We start from the raw sequence: 18,723 nt of genomic DNA, 5'->3' as shown, positions 1-18,723 counted from the left end.
AGGTTTACCTCGATTAAATAATTGTCTGTTTATTCAATGCGATTAACTGACGAAAACTTTCGTTATCTAATTCCGTTAACCAGGATTCATCATTACTAACAATAGCATTAGCTACCTTTTTCTTTTCCTCGATCATTTCATCAATTCTTTCCTCTAAGGTTCCCAATGTGACAAATTTATGCACGAAAACATTTTTTTGTTGACCAATTCTAAAAGCGCGATCGGTTGCTTGATTTTCCACCGCAGGATTCCACCAACGATCGAAATGAAAAACATGATTTGCTTTGGTTAAAGTAATCCCCACCCCCCCAGCTTTTAGGGATAAAATAAATACGGAAGGTTCTGTTTCGGGATGTTGAAATTCTTCGATCATTTGTTCTCGTTTTGGTTGAGAAGTCCCCCCGTGAAGATAATAAGTATTATAGCGAAAAGTTTGTTTCAGGTACTTTTGTAAGGAGTCCCCGATTTCAGTAAATTGAGTGAAAATTAGCAGACTATCTCCCTCTAAAATTACTTCTTCTAGCATTTCTCCCAAACGCTCTAACTTATGCGATCGCTCAGGAGCAAAAGCACTGTTATCCTGTAAAAATTGACGCGGGTGATTGCAAATTTGTTTCAAGCGCATCAGGGTAGATAAAATTAATCCTTTGCGTTTTATTCCCTCCGCTTCTTCTAATTGTTTTTCCACTTCTTTGATAACAACTTCGTAGAGAGAAGCTTGTTCTTTAGTTAAATTACAATACTGTTTGTTTTCCACTTTGTCAGGCAAATCTTTAATTATCTGCTTATCGGTTTTTACCCGACGCAGAATAAAAGGTTCCACTAATTTTTTGAGAACCGTGGACTGGAGACGATCATTTTGTTTTTGGATTGGCACTTCAAAAGCTTTACGAAATTGAGTTTCTTTACCTAAATAACCGGGGTTAAGAAAGTTAAAAATTGACCATAAATCAAGCAGTCTATTTTCCACGGGAGTTCCCGTTAATGCGAGACGATGTTGTGCAGATAAACTCAAGATTGCTTTAGTTTGTGCCGCTTTAGGATTTTTGATATTTTGTGCTTCATCAATTACTAAACGTTGCCAAGATTGCGAGTTAAATAATTTCAAATCCTTGCGAACTAAGGTAAAAGAAGTAATAACTATATCCTTTTGACTAGCTACTGTCTGAAATTCGTTCTCATCTTGATAGCGCTTACTACCATGATGAATTAAAACCTGAAGATGAGGGGCAAATTTTTCAATTTCTTTTGCCCAATTTCCCACCACGGAAGTGGGTGCAACTAGCAGAGTTGGTAAAACCTTATTATCTCCCTCTCTTTCCCCAATCAATCTAGCAATTACCTGTAGGGTTTTTCCTAATCCCATATCGTCAGCAAGACAACCATTTAACCCCAATTGTTCTAGGTATTGAATCCAGGCAACTCCGCGCTTTTGGTACTCCCGCAGCGTTCCTTGTAATTGGGGAAGATTTTCTATAGGTTTTAGTTGACTAGGATTTTGTAATTTCTCTAGCATAGAACCCAAAAAATTATCGGTTTCAACAATAATCTCCTCTGGGTATTCGGCAGCTTTTTTTATTAATTCAATCAGATTCATCTCAGGATTTTCCTGCTGATATTTCTGCCAAAAATCCAGCATTTGCTGCATTTTATTTTGTTCTAATTCTACCCATTGACCTCGAAATTTAACTAAGGGTGTTTTGGTGTTAATTAATTGTTGCCATTCCTCTTGACTAATAATTTCTTCACCGATGGCTAATTCATATTGATATTCAATGATGTTTTCGAGGCTAAAAATACCTTTACTAACGGGGGTAGATTTGCCCGATTTAGAAGTGGTTTTTAGCCGAACTTTGGCGCGTTGACGACCTTGGGGAGTCCACCAAGCGGGAATAATTACCTTATATCCCGCATCTTCTAAAATCCAAGCAGTTTCTTTTAAGAAAGTAAAAGCTTCTGTAAGGTTGAGAGAAAATCCCGTCGGTTTATCCGTTTCTAATCCTTGCCAAATGGGGGGATAAATACGGGCAGCATAACCCAAACTTAGTAAAATATTTTTGTCTAAATCTTGACCAAAATGCGCTTGTATGCTTGTTCTAGTTTCTGGTACTGCATACCAATATTCGTCTAATTCTAATCGCAGGGAGGGGTCTTGTTTAGAGATGAGGATAAAAGTAATTTGCCACTGTTCAATATTATTTTCTGGGGCTTCCGTTAGTTTAAAACCAAGGGTAAAATTAGATATATTTTGGTCTCCTAGTAATTGCTGTCTCCAAGTTTGCCACTGTTGATATTTTTCTAAAGCGGCAGCGGTTTGCAGAAATCCGGCAGTTTTAGTCACAGAGAAGCAATCACCTATAATTGTCTCGCTAATTTTTTTATCAAAACTGGCAGGAATTGCTGTGTTAGTGACAATTTCATTGAGGAGACATTCTGAAAAGTGCCGGAGTAGGGTTTTGGGATCGTATAATTGTGGTGAAGCATGGGGATTTTCAGCACCAGCAAGACAAATGCGGGGAAGATATTCGAGATAGCGATCGAGATTGGTTTCGTAGGTTGCTGATATAATTTCCCAAAGAGGATAGATGGCAAAGTTAGCAGTTTTCTGGTTATTTGTGGCTAATTCTCGATATTTAAAGGCAGGAATATAGTTATCTTTGAGAATTATTTCTTTAAAAGCTTGACTGTAGTGATACCAAAAAAGTAGATCTGCACCTAACTGAATCTCTGAGGAGTTGTAAAGACAGATAAAGTGCAGATCATTGAGCAGTTTAAGTACAGGACTAAGGGGATAACAATCAATTTGCCAAGATTGCCATTGGCTATTTTCTGGGGGTTCTTTTTCTAGATAACGCAGTAATTCTAAGGAGGGTACAGGTTGATTATCCTGGCTAGGTAAAAGAAAGTAGCGGGGGACAAATTGCCGACTAAGAGGATTATAATTCGATTGAACTATTCCTAATTCTCCAGTGAGAAAGCTAGTTAATTCTTCTTTGCTTAACTGAAAAGGATGAGGATTATCAGCAGTAGTGCGACTCTTTTTCGGGGTGCTAGTTTCTCCCCAAAGACAAAAGTTACCCTTCTGAATAAATTCATCCGTTGATTGGGGAATCCAAGTACCGTGAAGAATTTTCATGGTTTTTAATGAGTACAAAAGAACTTAAATGAGAGCAACACTTAGCCTCTAGAAAAATTGTAGCGATTATGGGGGAATTCTCCACACTTTCTTATTCTTATCCCTTTGGGAACCCAAAAGTCCTCTGGATAGGAGAAAAAGGTTAATAGCGCTTCTAGGACAAAAAACCATTGAGAGGACGTGATCGGCGGTTTTTTGAGCTTAAAGCTTATCCCTATATGGGTTTAAAGCTATTTTTGTTCTAGGTTTTGTTGAGGTTCCACTAAGAGGGATGTCTAATTATATCAATTCTCCAAAATCCGGCTAGAGGAGTTCGATCGGGTGCATCTCAATTTTGTCGAAATATCTAGATGACATTTTGGACGCACGCAGTGCGCCCCTACCATTGGTGCAATAATATTGTTTATTGTAGGGGCGAATTGCTTTCGCCATATCTAGATGACATTTTGGGCGCACGCAGTGCGCCCCTACCATTGGCGCAATAATATTGTTTATTGTAGGGGCGAATTGCTTTCGCCCTCTTTGAATAACTTCTGCTGCTGATCATAAGTGAGAGAAAGTCACAAATATGAGATGCGCCCAGTTCGATCCCCCTACCCTTTTTAAGGGGGAAAGGGGAAAAGGGGAACTTAAATTCGATAATTCGATCTGTAGTTTTTATGGTTGAGAATTGCTATTAATTAACTTTTACCCAAATACTGCGGAAATATTTTTCGGGATTATTTTTATCGATAATATCTTTACAGGGATTATTACCAACTCGCTCGATTGTACCATCATCGCTTAAAATCTGAAAGCGATCTGGGAAATGGGGATAAAACAACAAAGCTTCTGGACGAAAACCGTCAGGGAATTGCAGTGATTCTATCTTTTCCGGTGCATCTTCTTTTTTTCCTGACCAAGTATAGAAAACAAATTGATCGCCTCCATGAAATTCTCCAGCAATAATTAAATATACTTCTAAAGCAGGCCAAAATTCAATGCTACGAATTCCTAATCCTCCCAAATCTAACAGGATAGGATCACCAAAATCAGCCCGAGCATTGCTGGAATTATTAACTAAACTGTAAGGATTTTTTAGAGTTAATAAAAGAGCTTTATCGTTTGGGGTAGGATTACGAAAACCGATTAAGATATTTCCGTCTGGAGTTGCCGTTAAACCTTCAATATTTAATCCACCTTTAGCTTTGGGAGCTTTGGTTTCTGCTGTTTTGAAATCAAATATTTTAGCCAAGTCAGAGTCTTCGATAATATCGCGCAAGACTAACTGAGTATAAGACTCACCCACTTGAACTATACTAGAGCCGTCATCGGTAATTTTACTGGCAAAAAATTGATGACGAGGGAGTTTTCGTTCAGCATTTTTATTGCGTCCATGGGAAGTAATCCAATAGATTATGTCATTTAGTACAGTTACCCCCTCCAAGTCGATTTCTTTATTGTTAGGATTGTTTTTCAGCCAACCGTTAATGTCAATTGTTTCCAGTGCTTTTCCCGACTCTTGAGAGGAATAAACCCAGAGTAAATTACCTAATTCTGTATCCGTTTCATCATTACCAACAACAAATTTATTTTCTCCTAAAGCAGTGGCTGCAGAAGCATCACAAATTCCCTGATGTTTGATTTCTTGAATAATAGAAAATTTGAGAGATTGCATGATTGTATTCTCCTTGTTAACTGAAAAAGTGAGGATTGAGACAATTATAGGTAATAAAAGACAAAAAGACAAGCAATTCCTAGAAATAATCTGAGAAAGGACTGGTTTGAGGATTGATTGAAAATCTTTAAGGTGACAAACATAGTTATTTATTTCTGAGTATTAGGTAATATGGGTTTACCAGTATTACGCACATTGATAAGCTTCCCTAAAATATCAAACCAAAAAGGTGCGCCCATCGCCACAGCTACTCCTGTCATTAGCCAGCCCAAAAAAGCTTGTAACCAGCCATTTTGTTCTTTTATTTGTTCACCATTAAACCATCCTTTTTCATTCCAACCAAGGGGCAGAGGTTGATTAATTTTTTCTAAATCCTTGATACTAACTTGTAATTTTTTTGTACATTCAGCGACTTTGTTAGGATCATCTTTAGCGTCTTTAAAACAAGATTCATTAGTCTGAAAAACTTCTGTCGCTACCTGATTAATTCCCTGTCTTAAATTGGGATTTTTGGATAGTTGCTCAATGACATAAAAACTATCAATATTGAGCAAAGCAGCCGCTAAAAAACCAAAAGCAAAAGATACCCCCTTGGCATTTCTTTTATATACTCCCGATGTTCGCTCCATAATTTGAGTAAAAGTGTTGGCTATTTCATCAACAAAATCCTCCAGAGTTGGATTGTCATATTTGAGTTTGGTACTGTAACCTATTTCTATCAATCTCTCAATCGCTAATTTGTCTATGTCTATTTTAGAAAAATCAGAAATACTAGCTAACTTCTTAAAGATTCCTGTTTTTTCTTCAACAAGATTTTTTCCTAAAAAATCCGCTTTTAATAATTTTTCATTATCTGAAAGTTGACTATTAATTAGACTAATTAGGGACTCTGCCAAAACCTTTGGTTCAACATAGGAAGGACCAGCTGAGTTTCCAGTTATAGGATTAGTGTATTGATTGAAACTTGATAATAACGATCCATTATTGTACAAAGATTCCACCGTATTTTTTCCCAAGAATATTTCTAGGGCTTGTTTTAAATTTTTAGCCCGAAATTCTAGCAAGGCGGCTAATTGTTCCTGTAATTCGGAGATAATAAGGCTGGAAGCTAAGTAGATAAAAATTAGAGCAACAATAATTTCGAGAAGGGTTCCTAGGTTCATTTTTAAGACCTCACTATTGATTTTACAAGTTTTTGTTTTTAGTTATGACCAAACTAGATTAAGCCAATTCTTCGGTTAAAATGCGGCGGACAATTTCGGTGACAGCGGCGGCTAAATTGGTATCTCTTTCCCTGTCGGAACCGTTGGGAGTACGAAGAGCTAAGGAGAAAGTTCTCAGTTTAGCTGGTTGCACACGATTATCAACAAATTTGACGAAAGCTACATAAGCAAAGGAACTAGGTCCGAAGCCAACTTTAGAAATTACCACAGGTTGACTAATCATATTTATCACACCTAAAGTTTCTAAAGCGACATCAATATATCGTGCTGCATCGGTTCCCATAGCACGAACAACGGTTTCTAAACTATTCCATTGACTACCGGTAAAACGAGTATTAGTAGTTAAATGCAGATGCCATCCTAACATCGTAATTAAACGCACTAAATCATAAGTCGATACATCATTGGTTCCCGTGGTATTATCTGCTGGTGATCTTAAGACGGTGGCACTGCTACTTAAATCTTTGATAATTGGATCTTTAATCAGAGAAGGATTAAAATATCCCCCAGTAAATTTACAACTGGTATTTCCCGTTTGAGCTTTTAGCCAAGCTTCCAAATCTGGTCGTTTAGTAAAACGTTTAAATAAGGCTCCAATTTGATTCGAGCGTCCCAGAGAACCATGGGCATCTTTCCTATAGGAAACCATATCAACCACCAGATCAAAAAATTTAGGTTTGGGAGAATTAGCTGGTTCAATCACACAATTATCAACATCAACTGTAGGGAATTTCCCATTAATTTGTTCAATTGCGTTAAGAACTCCAATGAATTTAGTGGCACTGAGTAATTGTTCTGGATTAAGAGCATCTTTCCCTAACCAATGGGTTTTGATGGGACTGTTGCCATCACCAAAACTTCCCACACACACACAAGCATGAGAGATGTTACTGGCTAGAAAATTTAAGCCTGTTGTGTCAATATTGGGCAAATTTCCTCGTTGAGGATAATCGCTAAAAGTAATAGTTTTCCCCGATTCTGCTAGGGTAAAATTAGTTCCGTAGGAAACTAAATTAGTCCCGTCCGGTTTCTGTTTTAAGTGTTCAGGATAGTCATCTACTTCCATCGCAAAAGGTGAATTCCGCAGTGTTCTAGCGACGAATGACTGAGTTACTCCAATATTGACTGGTGCAATTGAATTATCTTGGATGGTGGTTAATTTGTTAAGTATAAATTGAGTATTTTTGGCTTGAATCTAAGATAAAGGGTAGCTGTTTTGTATCAAGTAAATTAGTAGCAATATTAGGATTAATTGCCACTGTGTCAGAAGGAAGTCCAGATAAATCCAAGGCTTGACAAAATTCTTTAAGTCCTCGCCAAGTAAAAGTATCTCCAGTGCCTAAATCACCATCAATCCATTGTCCACCGGGGTATAACCCTAAGTTAGCTAGTTTAGTTTGAATTTCTCTTACTAACCCTTGATCCGCTTTTAGTTGGGAACGGGTCAGAGTTTTGTTATCGTTAACAATGTCTTGTAAAGTTGCCATAGTTTTGTCCTTGAAAGAGATTAGGAAAGGATAGGAAAAGTATTAAAGCAAATTCTTAATGACAACAAACCAAGGTCGAGTAGTGTCCTTTACTTTACCATTGGTATCAAGTTTTAGGGTCTTTTGGGTAACTGAATCGCTGACATTTCCTCCAATAATATCAATTTCATTCGTTCTTTTTGCTACTACCAAATCACAATGAGAAATATAATTGTCAGTGGTATCATAAGTAACTCCTGATTGACGAGGAGCGCAAACTAAATCACCAATTTCTGGAGTTACTTCATCAATTTTAAAAGCCACAAAAGGAGCATTAATGACTTGATCTTTGCGTTTTTTAACACTATCTCGAATATAAACTGAATGACTCGCATCTCGCTTAAATTTATCGGCCGCACCTGCTTTTGTCATGATCCAAGAAATAAAGGCCGCTGACCAAGGTACATTACCTACATCAGTAGGATCATCAATATCGGTACGATTTAAACCTTCTTTCCAGTATTTGACAATTCGCTGCCAAAAGCCATTTTCTCGTTCTTTTTTAGTTCCTTTTTCAAAAAATTCCCATTCTTCAGTAGCTATATCTACTAAAGTTTTCTTGAAGTTAGGATCAGAAAATATTTCGACATGGGAGATAAAAGCAAACCAAGTGACAAGACCATTTTGGGGAGTGACTAATTGAATTTCCCAATGATTATTAGGTGCAGAACGATATTGCAATATTTCTAAAGTAGCATCTTCAGGTAAAGTAATTTTCTGGGAATCACTTAAGCTAATGCTATCTTGAGGGAAAGACTTAATAACAGTGTTGGTTAATGCTTTGAGAGTTTTATTAGCCATGATAGTCTCCTTAATGAATAAAGAACAATTAGGATTTGTGCAGTGTATTTAAAGCACTTTTAATCTGGGTATCAGTAATCACAAAAGCAGTGAAGGTTTTGCTAGAATCACTCTTAACATGGGAGAAGGGATTTTTATCCGTAATTCCCAAAAAAGTATCAATCTTATTTCCTTTAATTGCACTTCCCACATCCGCTGCAAAGAAATACCCATCATGCTTCACCTTTTTACCCGAAGGCAAAATGACTTCTTTTCCTCTTGCATCAGGAATATAAATAACTGTTCCTAAAGGAATCACGGTTTTATCAACGGCAATAGTACGATAAGGAACTAAGATAAATCCCCCTGAACCATCCCCAAAGAGTCCCTTAGCTAAGGCAAATAAAGAGCGATTCATGGCTTGGACAATGGAATCTTTTAAGCTCGGGAAAAAGGGTTTACAATTAGTTTGAGCGGTTGTTCCTGTGGTAGCAAAGTTAAAGGTTTTTAGGGTATTGCTATCGGTTTTAACTTGTACAGTTCCTTCTAAAGCGGCCGTACACCAGTCTTTTTTAGACAGTTTAACGCCTAAAGAAGTACCACTGGAATTTTTTAAGGCAATGGCATCGGTCGCACTACTCGCTTGAGCTTGATGAACAAAGTAGAAAGTAGAAAATAGGGTCAATTTTTTATCTTTAACGCCTTCTGTCGGTTCAGGAAAATCAAAGATAATTTGAGATTCAGTTAGGGCAATTAGGACAGGAACAAATTTATCCTTTTGAGCGGGGGGAGTATAGCTAACTTGTGCGAATGCAGGAGAGACAAAGCTGCTCATAAGAATTAGATAAATTCCTGCGATAATTAATAGTAAGTGTCGCAAATATTGATTCATGATTAGCTCCTAAGAACCAATTTCAGTAAGGATATCATTAAGTTGTTTTGACCACTGGTCTAGGTTAAAATTCTGGGGATCGTCGTGATCTCCTGCGTCAATATCTAACACGACATGAAAAGCGGGAATTAACCATTTTCCGCGCCGTACACTGGCGGCAATATAAACAACTGCTAGGCGATCTAATTGTGCTTTGGTAAACCCCGGTTCGGGCGATTTAGCATCATTTTTTGTCGGTGGAGAACACTGTGTTTGACCAGAGTTAGGTTGACATTTTCGGGGTTGAACTAATTCAACTGCCAAAAATAAACCCTTACATTTATTGACCCCACAAAATTGATCTGATTCTCGTTTTGTAGAACGCCAAGGGATATTAAAATCCTTACGAGTGACGGAATCTCCTACTCGATTAATAATGATATGAGCAGGGGATTTTTCGCCACTACCATATTGATTTAAGTTGTTAAACCTCCAACTAGCTCCATTAATATTATTGGGAAAGGGATCATTTCCCAAATTAGGAGTGCTGGTATCATGAATAATAAAATAACGAGCCAATTCTGCACTGGGATTATTATTATTAGTTCGTGAGACAGGGTTATCTAATGAACCGCCAATGTCTGCTTCGTTAATTCCTTGAGCTTGTAGATATCGTCTTAATTGCTCTTTACTGATATCAATGGTGGGTCTAGTTAAGAGTTGATCGAACGGAACAGGTAAACTGGTTAAAGTTGGACCCACATTCCCAAAAATCTTGGGTTGACGCAATAAACATTTAGCCTGATCGATAGAAGAAATTTGAGAAGTCGGTACTATTTGACAAACGGTTTGAGCTTGGATTTTTGCTTGAAAAAATAAGATTATTACTAAAGTAAATCCAAAGATCATGAATCGCTGAAAAAGCTTAAATAACACGGCTTTATCACTCCTTGAAATCTTGAAATACATAGAAAGACAAATTTCCTCTAACTAGATAACTGGACATGACTGACTAAAATTGATGCTTGAGATCGGCAAGCTGAATTGATGACGATAACCCCAAGAAATTCGAGGAAATCAAGCTAGATAAAATTGTTGATAGCCGACGCTAACAGGTGTGGTGGTTCCTTTCAAAACAAAGACTGCATCGTTAAAGAACTTCATAAAGCGATCGCAGTGTGCGGAAGTACCAATGGGAAATTGACGCATTCGCCAACGATTATTGGAATTTTTGTTTTCAAATAGAGAACCAGCATTATAAGCACAGGCAACTTTGGGCGGATCTAACAAAGTTTTCAAGCGTTGATCAGCAATAAATGACGTTCCTGCTTGAATAGAAATACTGGCATTTTTCAAGTCATCTCGATCGATGGTTGAATTATGTAATGTACCTCTGGCCGTAGAAATTAATGTCTGCATTAAGCCAACACTGATCAAATGAGGGGTGATAGAATCAGATACATAACCCGGTTCTTTGCGGATAGCGTCTGCTTTTCCGTTCGATTCGGTGGCGATGGTGGTAATAATAATTACTGCCGGAACATTAAAGTGTTTTGACCATTGATTAATTTCATCAGAAAAATTATTCCAAATTTTGGTGACGGTTACTGGTTGACCACTGGTTCTCTCAATGCCGCTACCCTCAATTTCTACTCCATCTTCTACCAATCGCCAGCGTACACTATTAGGAAAAGCCTGATGAAAATCTTCTAGGGGATTATTGTCATTGTCATCGGCAAGATCGGGAATTTCTAAAACTTGTCCCACGGAAATTTGATTGGGATTGGCAATATCGTTGGCTTCTTGAACTACCACAAATTTTGAAGCATCACCATAAAATTTTAAAGCAATTCCTCTGAGGGTATCTCCAGATTTAATCGTGTACGTTTGCATAAAATCATCTCCTGAAGTTATCTTATCGATCTTTACTCAATTGTTACTGTCCGAGTTGTGCCATCCCAAGTTACAGAAAGATTGAGAGCTTGCGCCAAATCTACTATTTTCACAAAGCCGAATTGTTCAATTTTCTTGAGGATTTCATTTTCGCTAGTTCCATCGGGAATATCCATAGGTTTATTGCTATGTTCAATCAACAAAAATCCTAAAGATTTTGCGTCTTCTCCATCGACAAATTTTAATTCCATCACTTCTTGATCACTAGCAGCAACAATTTGCCAATTAAAAGTATCTAGCAAAGGACGAATCTTGACGATACTTTTTTCATTAAATATCTGCGCTTCTCGGAAGGCTTTTCCTTGAACAACTGCTGTGATACTAGCTGGAGTTTCCACTAAACCAGAAACGCCCGTTAATTTGGTTTTGACTAGCGTTCTAAATTGCTCTCCTACCTGTATTTTACTTAAGGATGTATCCCAAGGTAAAACCATCGGATCCCATTTTCCGCGTTGGGGTTTATTAGGAAACTCCCGTTCCACTTCTCCATGACCTAAAACGGTTTTAGCTGTTACTTCAATATCATAAAAATCACACAGTTCTGCTACTACCTGCGCCATGGTTTCCCATTGATTTTTAGTCATCGGAAACTTACCCGCATTGAAGGGTTTTTCCACAGCACCACTCATACAACAGACGCTAACTCCGATTGAACCCGTACCAAACAGTGCCGTATGAGCCGCATAAACATTATCTGCGGTGGAAACATTATCTTTAATTGAGTGAGTTCCTCGCACTAAGTTACCATCATCCTCGATTAAAATATGATAATGAGATTTATCGTTGCTAGATGCTTTATGTCCCCCTGCTGTCCAGTGAATAATGATTCTTTTCATCGAACAGTTAGGCATCCATGTTGTCGGTACAATTCCCATAATTTTTACCTCTCAATTGTTCAATTATCTGGTTAGTAAATGAATTAAACTAAGCTCTCACAGGAGGGCGAATGGCAAAGTGAATGTGGTTATCATGACCAGTGGCAAAATTGCATAGTTTTTGTCCCAAAAAAGTTTCACCCATCAGGGTTGTGTCATTAAAAAACACTTGACTAACCAGTTTTTGCCGTCTCATGGCTTTAATCAGAGCGCGGGCTGCGGTTCGATCAAAATTGCCACTTTCCCAAGTGATTCCGCCATGTTGTCCATCCGTGCGCGGAAGCCTTACATCACACATTAAACCCGTCTCATGGCCTGCGTGTTGCGGGGTGTCTCCCCCTGTGGGTTTACTAACATCATTAATAGAAAAAGCGGCCTTACTGGGATTAGAAACTCGGAATGTATTATGATAGTCAGCAGCAATTTCTAAGATGGCATCTGCTAACCAACTTGTTCCAAAATCATGATCATCATTGGTTTGATTTTTCTCATGATTAATTAAGCTAATAGAAGGATTACTATCGGGCATGGTTTGCCAACGAGGTGCATTAGCGGCTTCTAACCATTTCTGAGTGGTATTTCCCACATCTATTCTTCCATCTCCTATTAATTTTTCTTCCCCTGCAATAATTGATTGAAAGAGTTTGATGGCAAGAATAAAACCTGTATTCAAAGCTGCACTATTAGGATCACCGACAAAAGTATAGCCGAGGGAATGTAATCGCTGTTTAACCGCAATCTTATCGGCTGTTCGGTTGATTCCTCCTAATCCAACACTTCCCGTTAAATTCAGGGTAATTGCACCTGTTTCCTCGGGTAGAGAAGCCTTGATTTCGATTTCTACACTTTGATTATCAATGGCTATTTTAACAATGCGATCGCCTGCTTGTAAAAAGACAAATTCGGCTTTCCATTTCCCTCCTTCTTCTATTTCAATATCATCTAGAGGGAATTTATTATCAACTAAAACGGTCAATTTTTTGCCTTTGTCGGCAGCAGCGGCGGTTCCTTCAATCTGAAAACTTTGTCCCACTTCCACTTCCTTGGGAAAACTGGTTACTTGTAAGGTATCGGGGGGTGGTGGAATAACAATTCCGTTGGTTTTTGCTAGTAAAGTCCTCGCTTCGGGAACAAGTTTTAACACTTTGCTAATATAACTTATATCGGCAGCAAAGCCTTTACTTTGAATAAAACCGATAAAGTTTTCAGGAGTTTGAGTATTTTCTTCTAATCCTTTATAGGTTTCACGGGTTAAAAATTTCCAATAACCTCGCAGAAATTTGTCAATATCCGTGAATAAGCAGAAGTCCATCGCTTCCGATTCAGAAGGTACTTTAATCGATTTAGGAGTAGCAAAGGGAGTCATTTCCTTGCGCCATTTTAAACCAGCGAAGTTTTTCTGTTCCTCGGCTAGTTTACTGGTGGCTCTGGCGGACTCTAATAGCCATTGAGCGAGAGAAACTTCTTTTAAATGACTAAAATGATCGGGAGGAATGTCTGTGAGATTAACCGATCTTTGAGAAGTGTTGTCAACTTCTTGAAAAATAGTAGCTAAGTCAGTTTTAGCATATTGTTGAACTAAGTCATCCAGTAAGGCCATTGCCATCTCCTGTTAGCAACAAAGAATAAATCATTTTTGATTGGGTAAGAATAGACCGAAATTTCGGTCTATTACACTATTTCGGCAAACTCTTCAAACACAAAATGTTCGTCCCGATTGCCAAAACTTTTATCAGGCCATTTCACAAAAAAATGTCTTTCTTCTCGGCGCACATCTAACACCGGATAATCTCCCGGTTCAATCTCAACTAAGGTACTTGCCTCTAATTCAGAAGATTGCTCTGTGGAGGGTTTAAGAACAGTTTTTTGAGTAATTCTTAGGGTCGCTGGTTCTGGTGTGGAGTTGTCCTCAGCATCCCCAATTAAACCAACTTTAATCGCTTCTGCCATCTTTTCTGCATCAAAAAGAGCCATGTCTGCTTGGGAATCCACAAAGCAACATTCAATTAAAATCGCTGGCATTGAAGTATTTACCAACACAGAAAAACGGGTATTTTTTACTCCTCTATTTTTAAATCCTAGCTTGACAATTTCCGTCAAAACTGATTTAGCGATCGCTTGAGAAGTTTGACTAATACCATAAACCTCCGCTCCCATTGCCTTTGTGTTAAAGGCATTAAAGTGAATAGAAACAAAAATATCAACGTTATTACTATTGGCTTTATTGGCTCTTTTTCGCAAAGAATCATTAAGACTAACGGCACTGGTTGGGGTGCAGTTAATTACTGAATGACCCGCTGCGGCTAATTTAGCAATTAGGCGAGTACCCACCTCTTTAATAACAACATCTTCCTGTCTAACTCCCGATGCGCCAATGTCATGAGGTGGGCAATTATGACCCATATCAATTCCAAATTTCATCTGTATACCTCCAGTTTCTTCAATGTTTATTTATTGGTCAATTCCTCTGGATATACTCTACCTCAATTAAACTAATAAAAATTATATTTTTACAAAAATTTACTATTGTTTTATGGCAATTTTTATAGAAAGTTCGGCAGCAAAAATGCTATTCTAAAGCTTAATTTAGAACAGCCATACAATCAATTATTTTTCTTAACTATTAACTTGACTCCTTGTAGCTTTTAGCGTATCAGAGACTAAAGCGGGCAAGCCATGAAATAGCTTAGTTCCTGTGGCAATAGCCAAGGCTGATAAAACTGCATTTCAAGGATCATTCAGCCAACTTTTCAGTTTTTGAAAGAGACCGTTGACTCATAACTTAGCTCCTTAATGAATAAATAAATTAGACAAATTGATCGGTAGCCAGAATTTGAGCCAATTTCTTCTCCCTGTCAGCCAGAGTTTCTGTGGTGGGAATATGGTCTAATAAACTGCTATAGAAAAAATAGGCAAAACCAGCAAAATCTCGCTCACGAGTCTCCTGAGTTTGTGCTTGAATTAATTGGAAATTTACCCGTCTATCACTGGGTTTTAAACCAGTGAGAATACCGATGACGGTGGGAATATGTTCTCGCGCTGCTTTTACCTCTGATTTATCGATTTCTCTCTCAAAACTCTGGACATCTCCACGATAAGTTTGCAATGCCAGTTCTTCGATTAATCCCTCTTTTTCCCATGCTTGCCAATCAGCTAAAGCATGATCGATCGAAAATCCTAAAGGATTGGGAGAAATGGAGAGAATACAATCATCTTTTTCGGCTTTAATGGTTTTAAAAATCAATCGCACTAACTGAGTTAACTTCTCCTTGCGCCAATCTTTAAATTTCGCTAATTGGGGATTGCTTAAGGGACTAACTGAACCAGTTTCCTCTTGAAAAAGTTTGATGGTAAAGGAGTCAAACCCCATACTAAAATCAAAATTTTTAGTACCATTAGGCAAGAGTTTTGCGTGATGAATAGCGAAGTGATCATCTAATTGAATACCATCAATTTCATAGTTTTTTACCACTTCACGAATGATACTAATCCAAAAATCTTTAACTTCAGGATGAGCAGGATTTAAGCGGCAATTCCCATCACCATCAACTGTATTTTCCTGTTGATGAGTAAGCATAAACCAATCTGGTTTTTGGGCAACTAAGGGAGCAGCCGGAGGAACCATTAAACCATATTCAAACCAAGCAATAATCCGAAAGTTATACTTTTCTGTCTGGTTAATCTCAATGATTTCTGCTAGTATATCTCTACCGACTAACTCTTTTTCAAGGTTGACTTTTTGGAGTTTTTCTTCATTAGCAGTGAAGATATTATCAGCAATTTGTGATTCAAAAAACACATAGCCTTTATTCCAAACTACTAGATAAAGAGTATTAAAACCTAAATTTTTAAGTTTTTCCAACCCAGCTTTTAAGTTATCTTTAGACTTGAGAATATCACTGTCAACATTGGTGATCCAAACTCCTCGTATTTCTTCTACTTGTACATGATCATCAAAGAAAAATCCCGCTTTTCCCACTGAACCTTGTTCTTCGGCTAACTTGACAGAATAATGATTATTTTGGCGAAAATAGGATTTAATTGGTAATTTAGTTCCCGCTTGAATCAAGAACTTCTGATCACTATTAAGGGTTTCAGAAAAAGCTGTGGAAGACTTGAAAAACGTATCCTGAAGAATATGAATGTGCAGCATATTTTTTACTCTCTCTCAGACAAAGGATAAATGAACCTCAAATCCGCAGCAGCGACAGGTTCGGAAAACAGACAAAAGGCAGCAGAGACAGGGAATAACTCCACGTTCTCAAGCGCACTTAGTTCTGATTAATTCTCAGAATTTGCCCACGGCAAAATATAGTCAATAACCGAACCCAACTATTGCTCAAAAGTTACCGCTACTCAACTGTTTACCTAGCTTGAAAGCAACACTTAAACAGGCAAACCAAGAGCCGATGGTTCCTCTCATTGACGTAATGTCAAGGCAAAAGGGTTTGGGATCAAAGATTGGTTGGTTAGGGAAATAATTGGGGAACAATTTAACTTGCTCTATGATAACCATAGATAAACAAAAAATACTTAAATGTAACAAAAAAACACATAAGTGGGGAGATGTAATTAAATATCAGACTTATCGAGGTTGAATTAAGCTACTAAACCCACAACCAGCATAGGTAATCAACTGGACTAACCTATATTACCAATCATTAAGCCGATTGACAGCCTTTCCGATCAAGATGAAGTGTAACCTATTTGTACCTCACCATTAAGATAACTGCTCTCAAAACCTAAAAATCGTGAGCGACGGTTAGCCATCCGTTAAAACGGATGGTAGTCGAGCGAACAAGGGGATTTATCCCCCTGTATCATTTATTAGTTTGATTCTCAATGTATTTTTTAATAGTTTCCGTAGAGGCGTTACCAGCAGTTGAGCAGAAATAACTAGGAGTCCACAGAGTGGGTAATTTTAACAATTCTGGGAACTCTTTTCTTAAGTGATGAGATAGTCTCCCTTTAATTCTTTTAATTATTGTTGAAGGAGAATAGCTAGGAGCAGACTCTAGGAATAGATGGATAGGATCTGGCCTGATTTCTAAGGCGATTAATCTCCAGTTATTTTCTTGGCACAGGTCAAAAATAATTGACGGCGCTCTCAACTTAATGTCTCCCTTTAATACTGCCTTTCTTCGTTTTGGACACCAGACAAAGTGATAGTTAAGCAGTGTTACCGAATGAGGATTTCTTCTATAATCTTCCATTGTACTCTTGACACTTGACAATTAGTGTATTTTCAACTTATCCTCTATACAGGAGGTAAGTCAAAATGTATGGAGTTCAACAAGTTCTCATTCATGCAGACAGCGAGATAAGGGCTATCTTAGAGTTTATTTGCGAAGAAGCTAACAAGCTGGCTAACTGTGGTCTTTATTATTGCCGGCAGATGCTTTTTAAGGCGGGGCGATACGTCAAGAAATACCACCTGGATTCTCAGATGAAAAATCATCCACATTTTCGATCTCTGCGGTCATGTTGCGCTCAACAATTACTTCATGATGTAGCGGAATCTTTTTCTTCCTATAAAGGGCTTTTAAGTCTTTGGAATAAAGGGCAGTTACCTAACAAGCCTAAACCGCCTAAATATCGAAAAAAAGGAGGAATGGCGGTAGTAAGCTATCCATCACGGTATGTAAAGCAATCCGAAAAAGGCTTAAAGTTTTCCTTGGGAGAGCAGGTAAAAGCTTGGTTTGGGATTGATAGTTTTTATCTGCCAATGCCTTCTAATTTAAGATTTGAGGACATCAAAGAGTTTCGACTTGTTCCTAGAAATCTTAGTTTTTATCTTGAGTGCGTTTACGAGCAACCCGCTCAAGAGAAAGTCAAGCCTAATAATAAGGTTCTAGGAATAGATCACGGGCTAAATAATTGGTTAACCTGTGTTTCTAATACGGGCAAGTCTTTTGTTATTGACGGGAGAAAAGTTAAATCACAAAACCAATGGTATAACAAGCGAATTGCTCAAATTAAGACTGGTAAGCCACAAGGGTATTGGGATCAGGAATTGGCTATTTTAACTGAAAAGCGTAATCGTCAAATGAGAGATAACGTTAATAAAGCCGCCAGGTTTGTTATTAATTGGTGTCTTAACAATGACATTTCTACTATCGTCTTTGGATGGAATCAACGACAAAAAGATTCTATTGAGTTAGGGAAAAAAGTTAATCAGGAATTTGTTCAAGTTCCCACTGCCAAGCTGAAAGGACGTATTAAGCAATTGTGTGAACAGTACGGGATTAATTTGATCGAGACTGAGGAAAGCTACACCTCAAAGGCTTCTTTTTTAGATAATGATTTGCTACCTAAATTCGGTGAAAAACCCGAAGGGTGGCAGTCATCAGGTAAAAGAATTCAAAGAGGTTTGTTTAAAGCTTTTAATGGTCAGTTAATCAATGCTGATTGCAATGGTGCAGCCAATATTATCAAAAAAGTAGCCACACAGCTAGGGGTTTCTCTAGATAAGGTGGGTAGGGCATCTTTGACAGTGCCACAGCGATATAAGTTAGATAGGCTTTCTAAAATATATCGTAATCGAATAGAAGCGCAGTTTCAACCCGCTTCTATTCACCACAAAGAATCCCTGTTGTTTTAACGCAGGGAGATGTCAAGCGGATATCACTGCCAATAGAGTTCGGTTTTACCGTTATGGGATGAGCATTAACGGGGGTAATATTCTAGGTAAGGAATTTGTAT

General features: G+C 37.9%; 15 protein-coding genes. 1 reads left to right on the top strand and 14 read right to left on the bottom strand.

What is annotated here, in order from left to right; genetic code table 11:
- Nucleotides 1-13: 13 nt before the first annotated feature.
- From GQR42_RS16870 to tnpA, 14 genes are all read right to left on the bottom strand, one after another.
- Nucleotides 14-3,136, bottom strand: a complete 3,123-nt coding sequence (locus GQR42_RS16870; protein ID WP_158200833.1) for a DEAD/DEAH box helicase — start codon at nucleotides 3,134-3,136, stop codon at nucleotides 14-16.
- 676 nt (nucleotides 3,137-3,812) lie between these two features.
- Nucleotides 3,813-4,793: a DUF3616 domain-containing protein gene (locus tag GQR42_RS16865; protein WP_158200832.1), complete on the bottom strand. Its 981-nt coding sequence runs from the start codon at nucleotides 4,791-4,793 to the stop codon at nucleotides 3,813-3,815.
- Between the two features lie 149 nt (nucleotides 4,794-4,942).
- On the bottom strand, nucleotides 4,943-5,956 hold the full coding sequence (locus tag GQR42_RS16860; protein WP_158200831.1) for a hypothetical protein: 1,014 nt from the start codon (nucleotides 5,954-5,956) through the stop codon (nucleotides 4,943-4,945).
- Between the two features lie 58 nt (nucleotides 5,957-6,014).
- Nucleotides 6,015-7,082, bottom strand: coding sequence for a hypothetical protein (locus GQR42_RS16855; RefSeq protein ID WP_233271052.1), 1,068 nt, complete (start codon nucleotides 7,080-7,082; stop codon nucleotides 6,015-6,017).
- A 97-nt stretch (nucleotides 7,083-7,179) separates the two neighbouring features.
- Nucleotides 7,180-7,503 (bottom strand): hypothetical protein, encoded by a 324-nt coding sequence (locus tag GQR42_RS28925; RefSeq protein ID WP_233271051.1) that lies wholly within the window; start codon nucleotides 7,501-7,503, stop codon nucleotides 7,180-7,182.
- Nucleotides 7,504-7,545: 42 nt separating this feature from the next.
- Nucleotides 7,546-8,343, bottom strand: coding sequence for a DUF2272 domain-containing protein (locus GQR42_RS16850; protein ID WP_158200830.1), 798 nt, complete (start codon nucleotides 8,341-8,343; stop codon nucleotides 7,546-7,548).
- A 28-nt stretch (nucleotides 8,344-8,371) separates the two neighbouring features.
- Nucleotides 8,372-9,214: a 3D domain-containing protein gene (locus tag GQR42_RS16845; protein ID WP_158200829.1), complete on the bottom strand. Its 843-nt coding sequence runs from the start codon at nucleotides 9,212-9,214 to the stop codon at nucleotides 8,372-8,374.
- 9 nt (nucleotides 9,215-9,223) lie between these two features.
- Complete coding sequence (locus GQR42_RS16840) at nucleotides 9,224-10,102, bottom strand: hypothetical protein (protein ID WP_233271050.1); 879 nt, start codon at nucleotides 10,100-10,102, stop codon at nucleotides 9,224-9,226.
- A gap of 168 nt (nucleotides 10,103-10,270) precedes the next feature.
- A complete protein-coding gene (locus tag GQR42_RS16835) occupies nucleotides 10,271-11,086 on the bottom strand; it encodes a LysM peptidoglycan-binding domain-containing protein (protein WP_158200827.1) in 816 nt (271 codons plus the stop codon).
- 32 nt (nucleotides 11,087-11,118) lie between these two features.
- On the bottom strand, nucleotides 11,119-12,021 hold the full coding sequence (locus tag GQR42_RS16830) for an N-acetylmuramoyl-L-alanine amidase (RefSeq protein WP_158200826.1): 903 nt from the start codon (nucleotides 12,019-12,021) through the stop codon (nucleotides 11,119-11,121).
- A gap of 49 nt (nucleotides 12,022-12,070) precedes the next feature.
- On the bottom strand, nucleotides 12,071-13,621 hold the full coding sequence (locus GQR42_RS16825) for a glucosaminidase domain-containing protein (protein WP_158200825.1): 1,551 nt from the start codon (nucleotides 13,619-13,621) through the stop codon (nucleotides 12,071-12,073).
- Between the two features lie 71 nt (nucleotides 13,622-13,692).
- Nucleotides 13,693-14,442: an N-acetylmuramoyl-L-alanine amidase gene (locus GQR42_RS16820; RefSeq protein ID WP_158200824.1), complete on the bottom strand. Its 750-nt coding sequence runs from the start codon at nucleotides 14,440-14,442 to the stop codon at nucleotides 13,693-13,695.
- A 385-nt stretch (nucleotides 14,443-14,827) separates the two neighbouring features.
- The gene (locus GQR42_RS16815) at nucleotides 14,828-16,174 is read right to left on the bottom strand and encodes a glycoside hydrolase family 10 protein (RefSeq protein WP_158200823.1); all 1,347 of its coding nucleotides are present in this window, start codon (nucleotides 16,172-16,174) and stop codon (nucleotides 14,828-14,830) included.
- 667 nt (nucleotides 16,175-16,841) lie between these two features.
- On the bottom strand, nucleotides 16,842-17,234 hold the full coding sequence (tnpA, locus tag GQR42_RS16810; RefSeq protein ID WP_158200822.1) for an IS200/IS605 family transposase: 393 nt from the start codon (nucleotides 17,232-17,234) through the stop codon (nucleotides 16,842-16,844).
- 65 nt (nucleotides 17,235-17,299) lie between these two features.
- Between tnpA and GQR42_RS16805 the strand changes: the two genes are divergently transcribed.
- The gene (locus GQR42_RS16805; protein ID WP_158200821.1) at nucleotides 17,300-18,622 is read left to right on the top strand and encodes an RNA-guided endonuclease InsQ/TnpB family protein; all 1,323 of its coding nucleotides are present in this window, start codon (nucleotides 17,300-17,302) and stop codon (nucleotides 18,620-18,622) included.
- The last annotated feature ends 101 nt before the right edge of the window (nucleotides 18,623-18,723 follow it).

Origin of the sequence: Microcystis aeruginosa FD4, assembly GCF_009792235.1 — a bacterium.
In the GTDB taxonomy this organism is placed as follows: domain Bacteria; phylum Cyanobacteriota; class Cyanobacteriia; order Cyanobacteriales; family Microcystaceae; genus Microcystis; species Microcystis viridis.
The sequence above is the reverse complement of the archived record's forward strand: the minus strand, read 5'-3'. Positions and strand labels throughout refer to the sequence as shown.

Coding starts and splice junctions, on each gene's coding strand:
- GQR42_RS16870 (WP_158200833.1), bottom strand. CDS start 3,136: ATGAAAATTCTTCACGGTACTTGGATTCCCCAATCAACGGATGAATTT.
- GQR42_RS16865 (WP_158200832.1), bottom strand. CDS start 4,793: ATGCAATCTCTCAAATTTTCTATTATTCAAGAAATCAAACATCAGGGA.
- GQR42_RS16860 (WP_158200831.1), bottom strand. CDS start 5,956: ATGAACCTAGGAACCCTTCTCGAAATTATTGTTGCTCTAATTTTTATC.
- GQR42_RS16855 (WP_233271052.1), bottom strand. CDS start 7,082: ATGGAAGTAGATGACTATCCTGAACACTTAAAACAGAAACCGGACGGG.
- GQR42_RS28925 (WP_233271051.1), bottom strand. CDS start 7,503: ATGGCAACTTTACAAGACATTGTTAACGATAACAAAACTCTGACCCGT.
- GQR42_RS16850 (WP_158200830.1), bottom strand. CDS start 8,343: ATGGCTAATAAAACTCTCAAAGCATTAACCAACACTGTTATTAAGTCT.
- GQR42_RS16845 (WP_158200829.1), bottom strand. CDS start 9,214: ATGAATCAATATTTGCGACACTTACTATTAATTATCGCAGGAATTTAT.
- GQR42_RS16840 (WP_233271050.1), bottom strand. CDS start 10,102: ATGATCTTTGGATTTACTTTAGTAATAATCTTATTTTTTCAAGCAAAA.
- GQR42_RS16835 (WP_158200827.1), bottom strand. CDS start 11,086: ATGCAAACGTACACGATTAAATCTGGAGATACCCTCAGAGGAATTGCT.
- GQR42_RS16830 (WP_158200826.1), bottom strand. CDS start 12,021: ATGGGAATTGTACCGACAACATGGATGCCTAACTGTTCGATGAAAAGA.
- GQR42_RS16825 (WP_158200825.1), bottom strand. CDS start 13,621: ATGGCCTTACTGGATGACTTAGTTCAACAATATGCTAAAACTGACTTA.
- GQR42_RS16820 (WP_158200824.1), bottom strand. CDS start 14,442: ATGAAATTTGGAATTGATATGGGTCATAATTGCCCACCTCATGACATT.
- GQR42_RS16815 (WP_158200823.1), bottom strand. CDS start 16,174: ATGCTGCACATTCATATTCTTCAGGATACGTTTTTCAAGTCTTCCACA.
- tnpA (WP_158200822.1), bottom strand. CDS start 17,234: ATGGAAGATTATAGAAGAAATCCTCATTCGGTAACACTGCTTAACTAT.
- GQR42_RS16805 (WP_158200821.1), top strand. CDS start 17,300: ATGTATGGAGTTCAACAAGTTCTCATTCATGCAGACAGCGAGATAAGG.